Raw genomic sequence first — 13,731 nt, forward strand, 5'->3', positions numbered from 1 at the left:
CATTATAATATAGCCTTAATTTGTATCATATATTGCAAGGGGCTATATTATGAGTGTGCTATTTATTTTCTCCATTTATTTCTTCTTGTATTTTGCTAATGCTTCTAGCCTTGAAGGCATAGCATCTAAAAATTACTATGCGAATATTGCATATAGTATTCAGGTTGGCAGCTTTAAGAGTTTGGAAAATGCATGGAATTTGTCTAATCTTCTTAGTAAAAAAGGACTTGATGCATTTTTTTTCAAGCAAGATGGCGTATATAAGGTTAGATTTGGTAATTTTTCAAGCGCAGATATTGCTAGAAAACAGGCTATGAATTATAGGAAGCATGGAATAATAAGTGATTTTTTTATTGTAAATCCAAAAACCTATGCCATTAATTTAAAAGAAAATCAAAGTAAAAAGTTTCATATGGTTCGTAAGACTCTTGTGGAAAATGCTCATAGTTATATGGGCACACCATATAAATGGGGAGGATCATCTTCTAGCGGTTTTGATTGCAGTGGATTAGCTAGGGCTGTTTACAGATTGAATGGATTAGATTTACCACGTATTTCACAGGATCAGTTTCATGCGGGTAAGTTTGTTTTAAAGGCAAATTTACAACAAGGCGATTTGGTCTTTTTTACTACTAACAATGGCAAATCAGTTAATCATGTCGGAATCTACATTGGAAATGGAGAATTTATACATGCACCAGGCACAGGGAAAACTGTAACAAAGGCAAAGCTTGATAGTGCGTATTGGAAGAAAGTCTACAAAGGTGCAAGGACATATTTATAGCAAGTAAATAGATTTGTTGGAGTATTAATGATTAAACGAGTCTTAATTAGTAAATCACCTACATTGTCTTATCTTGATATGGATTTTAATCCCGGATTTAACGTAATTAGTGGCGTAAGCGGTAGCGGAAAGTCTGTATTCCTTAACACAATACTTAGTGCCTTTGGGTTGAAAGAGCCGCAGGCAGAATTGATTGAGATAGGCTTAGAAATAGATCTTGATGCGTTTGGTATAGATTTAGAGGATTGGGGAATTTCTAATGAAATTGTTGATAGCGATAAGGAGATTGTTGTATCTATCTTAAAAAAAAGCAATACAAGATATTTTTTTAATAGACAATCAATTTCAAAGAAGAAGTTAAGTGAAATTGCTAAACACTTTATACATCATATAAGCATAAAGGATGCTAATGAGCTTGAGAGTAAGCAGATGTTGAGCATATTAGACGACATCGCCATTTGCAAGAATCCTAAACATCAAGATGCTTTATTCTTATATCAAGACGCATTTATAAGACTTAAGGAATGTCACAAGGATTTGCGAGAGTTAGAATCTAAAGAGAAGAATATAGAGAGTCTAAAAGATTTTGCTCAATTTGAGATTGATAGAATCTCAAAAATAAATCCATATCCTGGAGAATATGACAAGCTCTTGAATGATAAAAAGTTATTAAGTAAAAAAGAAAAAGTTTTGCAACACTGCAATGAAGCATTACAGGCACTTGATAGATTAGATTGTATTTATAAGGCTCTTGAGATATTAGAGATAGATTCTAGTGTTTTTGAATCAACATTTCTTGAAATTACGGAGGGCATTGAGAGCGGGATTGATAAATTTAAAAACTTGGATTTAGACCCAGAGAAATTATTAGAACGTATTTCCCAATTGTCCGACATTAATCGCAAATATGGTAGCGTAGAAAACGCGCTTACGCATTTAGAGTTACAAAGAAAAAAGCTAATGGAATATGAAAATATCTCTTTTGATAAAACTCAACTAGAAAAGCAGTATCAAAAATTATTACAAAATGCGCACGATCTGGCATTACTCTTGCATAATAATAGATTGGAATCTCTTGTGCTATTTGAAAAGCAGCTTAATAGATTTGGCAGGGATTTGAAGTTGCAAGCAATTGCTTTGCAATTACAATGTGCTATAGATATATCGCAAGAGATAGGTTATGATTCTTATGACATATCAAGCTTTAGTGAGAGTGGATATGATTCTTTGGAGATTTTTCTTGATTCTGCTCCAAAGAATCTGATCTCATCGGGAGAATATAATCGCTTGCGGTTGAGTATGCTATGCGTGCTTGCACAAAGCAGCAAGCAACAAGATAGTGCAAGTCATAACTTTCAATATAAACATAGAGGTATTCTTATACTTGATGAAATTGATGCTAATCTTAGCGGCGAGGAGAGTGAGGGTGTAGCAAATTTGCTTAGCTTTTTGTCTCAAAGTTATCAAATCTTTGCTATTTCTCATCAGCCTTTCATGCCATTGCTTAGTGATTTTCATTATTTGGTAAGTAAAGATTCTTATAACAATAGGCATATTGTATTGCTTGATGATGATGGAAAGATAGCAGAGATTGCCCGTATGATTAGTGGCTCTAATTTGGATAAAAATGCCTTAAGTTATGCAAAAACTTTGCTTGCACAAAAAAGAAAAAATAAATAGGATATAACATGGATATTTTAAGTAATGCTGTTGTTGTGTCTGTATTGGTTATGGTTGTGCTATGTGTATTTCGCTTTAATGTGTTGTTATCCATTCTTGTAGCCGCTTTATGTGCTGGGCTGTTTTCACATGATTTGTTGCAAGATAGTGGAGATACTGAGTTTTTGGCAGTTGACTTCTTTTATAACTTTCTTAACTCAATTGTTACAACCTCTAATATTCTAATTGGCGGTATGTCAAAGAATCTAAATGTAGCCCTTAGCTATATTCTTTTGGGTGCAATAGCTATAGCTATCGCTAATACTAATATTATGCATGCTATGATTCATACTGTTGCACGGGGTATTAGTAATAATAATATTGTGTTTATATTAAGTATTGCTTTTTTTGCTTGTTTCTCTCAGAATCTTATTCCTGTTCATATTGCTTTTATCCCCATTCTTATTCCACCCCTTCTTCATCTTATGAATAAGTTGCAGATTGACAGGAGGGCAGTTGCTTGTGCGCTTACATTTGGATTACAGGCGCCTTATATAACTTTTGGATTTTGTTTTGGACTTATTTTTCACACAGTTATTAGAGATCAAATGTTAGCTAATGGCGTAGAAATTAGCTTAAGCGATATTGCTGGCGTTATGTGGATTGGTGGACTAGCAATGCTAGTTGGTTTGTTATTGGCCACTTTTGTTTTTTATAGAAAGCCTAGAATATATCGAGCTTCCATAAAACAGAGTCTTGCTACGACAAATATGGGTTGGAGAGAATATGCTGTATTATTTGGGATTATTGTTACTTTTGTTGTTCAGCTGTTAACAGATTCTTTGGCACTTGGTGCATTAATTGGACTTTTGAGCATGATTGCCCTAGGTGGTATTAAGTGGGGTGAGATTGATTTAATTATGGAGGGCGGTCTAAAAATGATGGCTTTTATAGCCTTTGTTATGTTGGTTGCTGCTGGATATGGAGAGGTTTTGAGAGAGAGCGGTGAAGTTCAAAGCCTTGTTAGTTTAATGTTTGGCATGGTTGATAGTAAATTAACTGGCATTATTTTCATGCTATTAATTGGGCTTTTGATAACAATGGGTATTGGCACTTCATTCGGGACTGTGCCTATTATAGCTGCTGTATATGTTCCGCTAGGAACCAGTTTGGGCATTAGTACAGAGTCTATGATATTGCTTATTGGTATAGCTGGCGCATTGGGGGATGCTGGCTCTCCTGCTAGTGACAGTACACTCGGACCAACATCTGGACTAAACGCAGATAATCAGCATAACCATATTAGCGACACTTGTATACCTACATTTTTAATGTATAACACTTCTTTGTTGTTGTTTGGTGTTGTGGGTGCAATGATATTGTAGAAATTTATACTAATCTATAAGTTTTGATTTAAAATGGTATGAATTTTGCTATGCCAAATAAACATGATTACAATCATACTACAAGGAAGTAATCAATGGGGATATTTGCAGGAGGCAATTCATGAATGATACTATGCTGAATGCTGTTAGTGGAATCAAAACTCATCAATTTGGTCTTGACAGCATTTCCAATAATATTGCAAACGTAAATACAACTGGCTATAAAGCGAACTCTCCAGAGTTCAAAACGCTTTTTTCGCGTAGCATGGAGACATTAAATTCATCTACTGTTACCAATAATGATTTTAGTTATGGTGTTACGGGAGGTAGTAACAATATCATCTCAAAGATGGGCAATCTTAAAAAAGCAGATAATGATACCGCAGTTGCATATACAGGTAAGGGTTGGTTTGTTGTTGGCAAAAATAAAGAAGGACAGTTTGAGATCAATGAAGATGATTTTAACTCCAGCAATGAAACTTTCTTTACAAAGAATGGAGATTTCACTGTTGATTCTGATGGTTATCTTGTTAATTCTGAAGGATATTATCTATATGGTGTTAATTTAGGCAAGATTCAAGATAATAGCTTTAAAGCTTCTCAGGATCCAGAAGGTGATTATAAAGAGCTTGCAAAGGGTGTTATGAAGCCAATTTCTATTCCGCCTCAAATTAGTTATCAACCTGTCGAAACCACAAAAGTAGATTTAAGTGTGAACTTGAATCGCACAGGAGAATTGAAGAATATCGTTCAGGCTTATACTACAAATGGAGTATTTAATGAGATAGGCTTTTTTAATCATGATTTTAATGCATTGGCAAATCGAGATGGGGATATGTTACGTCCTAATAATTTTTCAAAAGCAGATATTGAGGTAACCATGCCCGATGGCACATTGCAGGTTGTGCATTATGAGTATGGTGATGGAACTTCTTCTCAAGGAAGATTTCACACTGTAGGGCAATTACAATATCTTATCAAAAGAGATACGGGGCTTGATTTAGAGCTTAATAGGGGCAAAGATGGTAGGATCGATCCAAATGGTGTTTTGGTGTTAAAGAATAATACAAATACACCTGTGAAGGTTAAGGTTAGTGGTAACTTCTTTGAGAAACTGCATATCACAGGAGAGATGGATCCTATGGGCAAGGACGACTATATTGCAGGGACAAATCTTAGTGTGCCTAGTTTTACTAATACTACAGAAGTATTTGATGAAAGTGGTAAAAAGTATGCTTTAAGGAATGAGTATTTTCTAATCAATGCTGGAGATGGTGAAGGAATACAACGTTTTCCAGAAACATGGAATGTTCGCAGTTTTGTGCATGAGTTTTCAGGCGATAGAATGCTCGTTAGCTCTGAAGTAAAAGAAGGCAAGATATTTTTTGATGCACAAGGTAAGGCAGATGCTGATGAGATTCTAGTTCCCTTCTTAGATCAAAAAGATATCACTCTAACCTTAAACCGTAGCACAAATCGAGTATATCAAGAGTCTGGCACAAATAATACTGAGCAGGACGGCAAGAATCGTGGTGAAATGACAAATGTTAGAATCAACAATGAAGGGGTAATTTCCGTTTCTTTTACAAATGGACAAACAGAGGCTATTGGTAGAGTAGGGCTTGCCATGTTTGCTAATGATCGTGGGTTAAAGAAAGTAGGTGGAAATCTCTTTGCTCTTAACCCAACTACAGTAAATGGTGAAGTTGTGCAACAAAGCGGGAATCCAAAGCTTGTGTGGGGTGATGATTCTAATCTAAAACAGGGCAAGGTTTTGCAAGGATATGTAGAAACTAGCAATGTTGATGTTGGAGATGCTTTAACTAACCTTATCCTTATGCAGAGAGGTTATTCTATGAATGCAAAAGCTTTTACAACATCTGATGACTTGATTAAAGAGGCTATTGCGCTTAAAAGAGCCTAATATTCTGCTATATTTGATATGGCAAATTTCTAATGATGTTTTGTCTTAAATTAAATGCATATATTTTGCAAATATTTTTAAATCCAACTAAATCTATAGCGATTTGTAAAATGAAATTTAACATTTGGTTTTTTATTTAATGTAGCTTGATGTATTTTTGCGTTTTGTAATTTAAGTATGGTTTAATACATGTAACAATTATAATATAGTCAAAATAGCCTAATATTGCAGGCATTCCTGATAAGGATACATTATGAAGATTATAAAAGTTTGCATTATCGCATCGGTTTTTCTCGTATCAAACACCTTATTGCTTAGTGCTAACCATATGAATACGTCGCAACAAGCAGATTATAAGTTCCTTTTTGGAGATGAATCGGTAGATGTTGAAATATTATCAAATGAAGAAATGATAAAAACCAAAGGTGAATTTGGAGTCCAATTGTAAAGGAGGATTCTTTTTGGTGGATTATCTTGGCTATATAGCTGCACATTTTTACATAAGGTAAACAAAGAAGTGTTAATATAAAATATCCATTGCTATACTTTAAATAAACATGCGCTTTAGGTATGAAGATGTTGCGCAAAGCTATGCTTCCATTCCTAGATTTAGAATAGGTTGGTATTACAGCACATTTGCTACCACAATGAAATATTTGGCAGATAATGGTTTATACATCTCAGGAGATATATTATTGGAAAGATTTATACGTCAGCATTGAATTAGCATTTGGAGTTGTAAATATAAAGATTCAAAATGGCTTTGCTACATCTACAATACATTCTGGATATAATCTTGGGACATTAAAAACCCTTTGTTTATTTCTTTTGCATATCCAGTAGAAATATATACTGATGCTAATTAAAAAAGATTTACAACCGGCAGCTTGTTCTTAGGTGCAAATATATTTGCTCGTTATATGATAGATGATAGAATTAGTATAGAGCATAATGCTGGATATGCCTACAATATAGGCAAACGTTATAGCTTAGCAGAATCTAGTATGCTAGCAATGGGAAATCATGGTCACCGACCTGAGCTTTTTGTTGGTTTAATCTATCGTAGAAATAACGATTACACAAAATTAAAATGAATCTATCACTACAATAAATCTTTTGACATGATAAACCAATTCCAATATCCATCAAATAATGATTTTACACTAACTCTTGAGTCCGGTATGTCGCTCTACTAAAATCTAGAGCATATTATAAAATCTTTAATTCTATGGTTACTTCGTCTACTTATAGTAGATATATTCATCTTAAGCAAGTGAGTTTTAAAAATACTACAAATCGTAATGTAAGTTAAATATCAAATAGGTTCACATTTAAGATTCTAAAAAAACATAACAATATTAAGTTGCCAATTGGATTTTGCAAAACTCCTGCTATATTAAGTAACATGGGCAGTTCTATCGGTTCTATGCTGCTTATTGGTGTTTCAAGAAGCGCAATAATCTTTTGTCTTTATATTGTGAATCCATGGATGAAATCAAATTGAAGGATTTGTGCGCTATAGACTTTAATTTTATATTCACCTAAATCTATTGCTTGTTTAATTACATGCTTACCTGTTTTTATCTCGTTACTGTAAACTGTTTATTGTTCCTACCATATCCGTATGGCTTTTAACGGATATAGCATTGGAACATGAATAATTTATATTATCAAAACCACTCGTATAATCTCACATTTTTGCAGTTGTGTGGGTTCTAGCATTCTTGTATCGAATAATGTTTATAAAAATGCACCATTATGTCAAAAAGCTAAATGAAAGCAGTTATTTGTATATCATTTGTAGATTTATAGACCCTTTAAAAAATAAATTCATGTTTAAAAGTGCTTCAATACCCTTGAAATTATGTCTTGCTGCACTTTTTAGCTTATGTATATGACTTTGTATAAGTGTATAAAATATAAAAAATTACTTAAACAATGTATAGGATTTTTAAATAAAGTCCAAAAGATTCTAACATCATCTCGATTCTAAACGATATTTCGCAGATTTTTATGATTAAAATCATAGATGTATTACAAATATTATTTATTTTAATTGTGTTTTTATTAATTTGATATTAATATGTGGTTATGTGGGATTTTGATTTTAAATATTTTAAAGTTAGCTATTGCATAGCTATTAAGTCTATTTCATAGCCATAAGTTTGGTGTATTCAAATTTTTCGCAAAATATCTAGTATGCTATCTTCCTAATTCTTCTTGGTGAATTTCTCTCCAAGCCTCTAGCAAGCCTCTAGCAACATTCATAACGATGTCAATTTTCTCAACATTGTTTTCCATATTTGCTTGTGTTAGGAGCTTTATTTGATGTGTGTAGAGCCCAGTAAGATATACAGCTACTTCGCCGCCTCTATCATAATCTAATACATTGAGCAATTCTGTAAAAATATCAGTAGTTCTATTTATATAATATATCTTTTTTTCTATATCTATATCTTCTTCTTCCATATATCTTCTTGCCTGACCTAAAAATCTTAAGATACCTTCATATAGCATTTCTATTAGCTTTGCTGGACTTTCCACGCTAACAGAGGCTTGCTGGTACATGTTGTGGGCATTAAAGGCTCTCATGCTTTACTCCTTATTTCTTTTTGTCATTTGCGGCGGCTTGGTCAATCATCATCTGAACAGCATTGAAAGAATTGTTAGCTTTGGCTATTTGTTCGTCAAAAGCGGCAAATCGTTGTGCCATAGTGTCATATCTAGCATCTAGCATTTTCTTTGCCTTTTCTTTTTCGGAATTATAGTTCTTTAACTCTCTTTCAAGTGTTTGTTCAAAGGTTTTTAACTTAGCGTTTCCACCTTCTACTAAATCGGCTAGAACTTTATTTACTTTTGTAAAAACTCCATCATATTGATTAAGTTTTCCCGAGCTATCTTTTATTTCGCCTCCATAGAATACTTGCTTTGCTTTTTCTGGATCAGCACTAATTGCACTTGCTAGTTTTCCTGCGTCTAGGAACATTACGCTTTTGTCATTAAGGGATATCCCATAATCCATTAAGCTTCTGACATCTAATCCATTTGTTATGCGTTGTGTTATAGCTTGGTTTAGATTTGGTCTTATATTTCTTATGATTGATTCCGTATTAAATACACCACCTCTCTTTGTATCTGGATCAAACTTTGTAACAGCGTCAAGCTTTGGCACGGTATCATTATATACCTTCACAAATTCTTGCACTTCTTTTAGAATCTCATCTGTGCTAGGTGTTATGCTAATTGTATCTGACTTACCTTCTTCAGAAACTTTTTGCAGATTGATAGTTAAGCCGCTTATGATGTCATCGACGGTATTGCTAGGCCGTTTGATTGTGGCACCGTTATAGCTCATTTCAGAATCTGATGCTGTTTGAATATTCTTTGCTTTTAACACGTTCTTTTGTAACACGGCAAAGTCTGTATATTTCCCCGCCTTTAACCCCGCGCTATTTAATACGGAATCTTCTCCTGTTACATCGATTGTTGTGCTATGAGAGTTAAGCGTGATTTTGTCATCTTTGGTAGCAGCCATTATGCCTTCAATTTTATTTAATGCTTCTACGATGGCCTCTGCATTTTCCTTTGCGGTATTTTCTTTTTTGGTTATTTCTTCTAATTTAATTTCTGTTCCATTGACTTTAAAAGAACCGCTTAATAGTCCCTCTGCTACCGCATTAGTTCCATCATATAGATCTTTTGTTTGAGATTCCTTTTGTGAGAACCCCAGTTTACCTATATTCTCTCCACCTACTGCTACTTTGTATCCCCTTTTATCATTTATGATTAAAGATTTACCACCATCTCCTAGTCCTATATTTATGTCTCCATTTTCTAGTAGTTCTTTGGTAAATTCATTTGTTAGTAGCGCGTCCCTAAGCTTTTCTCGAATAAATTCTGGTGCATCAGATACTGAGTCGGTTACATCAATATCTAGTGAAATTTTTTGCAATTGTCCATTGCTGCCCTTAATTTCTACATAAAAATCTTTTTCTCCATTTAGCTTGAATGGGAAGTCGCTAACACGTTCTGATTTTAGCACCGTGCCAAAGTAGATTCTATTATCTTCTCCTGTCTCTTTGCCATTTATCATTAGTTGATATGGCTTTTGTCCGCCTGTTTTCATTATTACACCAATAATCTTGGCATTAGTAGAATCTGTGATTGCTTGACTTACTTCTCCTAGTGTCATGCCCGCTTTAATTTGTATATCGTAGTTTGTGCCATTAGAGTATATGTTTAACGTGGTATCCTCATTGCTAAAGGCATCGTCCCTTGATGAAAATTTTGTTCCCACTTCATTAATATCACTTTTTGCTAGCCTTTTAACTTCTATGCCTATGTCTTGTATAGGAATCCCTGCTGCTGCAGTAGCCTTTATGCTATCGCCAGATACATTCACATTTCTATTTAAGAATGTTGAATAGTCTGATAGTCTTTTTGTATGTCCCTTTAACGTGGATAGTGCAGTGAATATCTCTACAAGTTGTTTTTGCTTTTCTAGGTTAAGCTCTAATTTTTTATCGACAGGCTTTATTAAGTTGTCTTCATCGGCTTTTTTTAGCTTATCTATGACATCAGCATTTAATACGGAGCTTCCAAGCCCAAGAGAAGTGATTTTGCCAGCCATAGTACCCTCCTTGAATGGTAATTGCATCTTAGTTAATAAGAAATTTACATTCCAATATCTATATCGACAAATAAAATTATATTTTAAGATGCAATATCTTAGCTTTGGGGTGGGCTTAAGTGTTTATGGTTATATTTTCTTTATAGTTTTTCCCATTCTGTAATTCCACCAGCTTTATCCATTAATAATATTTCTTCTTTCTCTAGCTGCTTTCTAATTGAATCGGCTAAGTCAAAATCCTTGCTTTGCTTTGCTTTGGTGCGCCTATTAATTAAATCTTCAATATATTCTTTTTGTTTAGCACTAACCCCTAGTTGAAAATATGTCAAAAAGTCTAGACTACCCAAGCCAAATACAATATCTATGAGCTCCAAGTTAGCGCAAACTTTAATTTTATATGCTTTATCTTTTGGATTGGAATCTAGATATTCGTTTGCCTCTTTTAAGAATTCCTCAATAACGCTTAATGCCAATGACACATTTAAGTCATCACTTAGTGCCAATATGAAATTCTCCCTAAATGTCTCATCACATTTATTTAATAATTGTTTTAGCTCACCTTGTTTGGGTTTTATGTCTATTGCTATGCTTGGAGTAAATATTAATCTTTTCTTTAAGCGATATATCTTATCTAATCTCTTTTTAGAAGCCAATAAATCAATTTCATTAAAATTCAATGGTAATCTATAATGTGTGCTTAAGAGATAGTTTCGTATTATTTCACCATGATAGGATTTTAAAGCGTCTTTAATAAAAAAGCTATTTCCTAGGCTCTTGCTCATCTTTTCGCCATCGATTGTAACAAATCCGTTGTGCATCCAATATTTTGCAATTTCTTTATTGGTATAACAACGAGTTTGGCTTGCTTCATTTTCATGATGAGGAAAGAATAAATCTGCGCCGCCCGCATGAATATCAATGCAACATTGTTTATCATTATATGATAACACAGAATCTACCATAGCCGAGCATTCTATATGCCAGCCCGGTCTACCTTTGCCTAAAATACTCTCATAACCTATGTCACCTTCTCCTTTGTATGCCTTCCATAGCACAAAGTCTCTTGAATCTCTTTTGCCATCTTCAACAGCTACTCTATGTATGGTGTTATCATCGTGTGTATGATTGCTTAGATTTCCATACTTTAAATCCTTTGCAACCTCAAGACAAATATCCCCATTTGGAAGTCTATATGCTATTTGCTTATCAAGTAAAACCTGTATAAATGATGAAATAGATTCTAAAAAGTCTGTTGCTTTTGGCTCAATATCTGCACGGCGCACATTTAAGGATTGCATGTCTGATAAATAACTTTGTATATATGTATGTGCTAGATTATCTATAGGAATATTTGTTTGCAAGGATTTATTAATTAGCTTATCATCAATGTCTGTAAAATTCTTTGCCATTATTACCTTATATCCTAGTATCTCTAGGAATCTTGCCAATATGTCAAAAATTATTGCGCTTCTAGCATGTCCTAAGTGTGCGTTATCATAAACTGTTGGACCGCAAACATAGATTCTGATTTCGTCAGGCTTTAGTGGAACCAAATTAACCTTTTCTTTTAGATGGGAATCATAAATCTTCATGTTTCTCCTTGGTTGTCAATAGATACGAAATAGGTAAAAATTTTTAATATTATAAATGTAGCGCATAGCAGGACAAAAAGTATCAGGCTATATTTTTTATGTTTAATTATATCTGAAAAATTGGCGATACCAAATTCTTTGATAGTAAGTAAAAGCAAAACAACTCCACCTATACTACCAGATAATGCTATGAAAAAATATCTTAATTCCCAAATAATTCCATTTGTTATTTCTACATAGCGTATTATTAGTATAAATATGCCAGCTAAAGTAGTTCCTACTAAAAGTGAAATCACAGAAAGTTTTGCTGCTTTTGCTTGTTGTTTGTTAGCATAGAGCCAAAGAGAAAATATTTTTGCAAGACCAAATGGCAATAGCCCTACCATATAGCCAATAAAAGCATAGCCTACTAGGATTGTGTCCTCTCTTGTAAAGTTGCCCCTTTCAAAGAGTAACCAAATAATCTCATTTCTAAGCATGAATCCGCCCAGCACACATATTGTGAGAGCGATAGATAGAAACCAGAATGCCATTTTGAGATTTTGCATTGCTTCTTTGGAATCTCCATTTTTTATTGCCTTTGCTACCATTGGAAAAAGAGTGCTAGAAATGGCTATCGCAAATAAGGCAAGTGGCAATTGAAATACCCGATTAGCAAAATTTAATATGCTTACACCTCCATCAGAATTTGGCAGTAATGTTACAAGACTAGAATCTATAATAGCAATGATTTGTGCGCTTGAAGCACCAAGCATAGCTGGTATAAAAGCTTTAAAAAAAAATCTTATATCAGACAATAATCTAAGAATATTTCTTTTTGCTCTGATATACATACTTTTATCTAAAGAATTTTGTTTTGCGGCAAAATCATCATATTTACCAAAGTAAATTCCAAATGGTTTTTTGTGGATTCTGAATGTAAGGTTGCCTTGTTGTTTCCATTGTCTTAGTCTCTTAAGTCCAACATATTGTAGTCGCCACATTTTTGAGGCATATAAGGGGTAGAAGTGAACTAGAATTTGACATGCCCCACCAATAAGCACGCTATAGCTTAACATATATACAGCCTCTAATAATTCTATTTGCGTGAGTTGAACAAATATCATAGAAAATATCATAGACAGGTTGAGCAATACTGTATTGTAGGCATTTACCCAGAAGATATGCTTATATTGTAGCAATGTGCTAAGGTATGTTACAATGAATATTAGGATTAGATACCAAAAGTGTATTTTTACAAGCGGTAGGGCTAGGGAGATTCTAGATGAATCATACCCAAGTGCTAGAATCTTAGTGATAAATGGTGCACATAACATCACTAATGTTGTGAGTATAAAAAGCAAAAATATAAAAATACTAAATATGCTAACGCTAAAAGCTCCCTTATTTTTGGCACTAAGGAAGAATGGTAAAAAGCTTTGCACAAAAGCTCCTTCGCTGACTACTCGTCTAAACATATTTGGAAACTTAAATGCAATAAAGAAAATATCACTATAAATGCTTGTGCCAAGGATGGAAGCTTGCATGGCATCGCGCAGAAAACCAAAGATTCTAGATATGAAGATACCGCTTGCATTGGTTAAGAAAAATTTAGTGAGTTTGTTTTTTTTTCTAGGAGGATTTGATCTTTTGGATATGGATTTGTTTATATGCTCATAGAGATTGTCTTGCGAATCTTTTTTATACATTGAAAATTACACTTTTAACTCAAAAAATGGTAGAATGTTAACAAGGTTGAATATTAATATCTTTGAAGT

11 protein-coding genes are annotated in these 13,731 nt (G+C 33.7%); 7 read left to right on the forward strand and 4 right to left on the reverse strand.

What is annotated here, in order from left to right; all coding sequences use genetic code 11:
- Positions 1-49: 49 nt before the first annotated feature.
- The 7 genes from LS73_RS01405 to LS73_RS09800 all read left to right on the forward strand — a co-directional run bounded on the left by LS73_RS01405 (position 50) and on the right by LS73_RS09800 (position 6,846).
- A complete protein-coding gene (locus LS73_RS01405) occupies positions 50-784 on the forward strand; it encodes an NlpC/P60 family protein (protein WP_081955499.1) in 735 nt (244 codons plus the stop codon).
- Between the two features lie 27 nt (positions 785-811).
- Positions 812-2,464, forward strand: coding sequence for an AAA family ATPase (locus tag LS73_RS01410; RefSeq protein ID WP_034557119.1), 1,653 nt, complete (start codon positions 812-814; stop codon positions 2,462-2,464).
- Positions 2,465-2,472: 8 nt separating this feature from the next.
- Complete coding sequence (locus LS73_RS01415) at positions 2,473-3,828, forward strand: Na+/H+ antiporter NhaC family protein (RefSeq protein WP_172458466.1); 1,356 nt, start codon at positions 2,473-2,475, stop codon at positions 3,826-3,828.
- Between the two features lie 121 nt (positions 3,829-3,949).
- Positions 3,950-5,752 (forward strand): flagellar hook-basal body complex protein, encoded by a 1,803-nt coding sequence (locus LS73_RS01420; protein ID WP_034557122.1) that lies wholly within the window; start codon positions 3,950-3,952, stop codon positions 5,750-5,752.
- Between the two features lie 253 nt (positions 5,753-6,005).
- Entirely contained in the window at positions 6,006-6,200 is a 195-nt protein-coding gene (locus LS73_RS01425; RefSeq protein ID WP_034557123.1) for a hypothetical protein, read from the forward strand.
- A 218-nt stretch (positions 6,201-6,418) separates the two neighbouring features.
- Entirely contained in the window at positions 6,419-6,595 is a 177-nt protein-coding gene (locus LS73_RS09795) for a hypothetical protein (protein WP_158654956.1), read from the forward strand.
- A 77-nt stretch (positions 6,596-6,672) separates the two neighbouring features.
- Entirely contained in the window at positions 6,673-6,846 is a 174-nt protein-coding gene (locus LS73_RS09800) for a hypothetical protein (protein ID WP_158654957.1), read from the forward strand.
- Between the two features lie 1,108 nt (positions 6,847-7,954).
- On the opposite strand, the gene fliS is transcribed toward LS73_RS09800, so the two are convergent.
- From fliS to murJ, 4 genes are all read right to left on the reverse strand, one after another.
- Positions 7,955-8,344: a flagellar export chaperone FliS gene (gene fliS, locus LS73_RS01430; RefSeq protein ID WP_034557124.1), complete on the reverse strand. Its 390-nt coding sequence runs from the start codon at positions 8,342-8,344 to the stop codon at positions 7,955-7,957.
- Positions 8,345-8,354: 10 nt separating this feature from the next.
- Positions 8,355-10,382, reverse strand: coding sequence for a flagellar filament capping protein FliD (gene fliD, locus LS73_RS01435; RefSeq protein WP_034557125.1), 2,028 nt, complete (start codon positions 10,380-10,382; stop codon positions 8,355-8,357).
- Between the two features lie 140 nt (positions 10,383-10,522).
- The gene (gene cysS / locus LS73_RS01440) at positions 10,523-11,974 is read right to left on the reverse strand and encodes a cysteine--tRNA ligase (protein ID WP_034557127.1); all 1,452 of its coding nucleotides are present in this window, start codon (positions 11,972-11,974) and stop codon (positions 10,523-10,525) included.
- A complete protein-coding gene (gene murJ / locus LS73_RS01445; protein WP_034557129.1) occupies positions 11,971-13,662 on the reverse strand; it encodes a murein biosynthesis integral membrane protein MurJ in 1,692 nt (563 codons plus the stop codon). The genes cysS and murJ overlap by 4 nt, the downstream gene beginning before the upstream one ends.
- Positions 13,663-13,731: the final 69 nt, after the last annotated feature.

The organism is Helicobacter muridarum (assembly GCF_000765805.2).
In the GTDB taxonomy this organism is placed as follows: Bacteria; Campylobacterota; Campylobacteria; order Campylobacterales; family Helicobacteraceae; genus Helicobacter_A; species Helicobacter_A muridarum.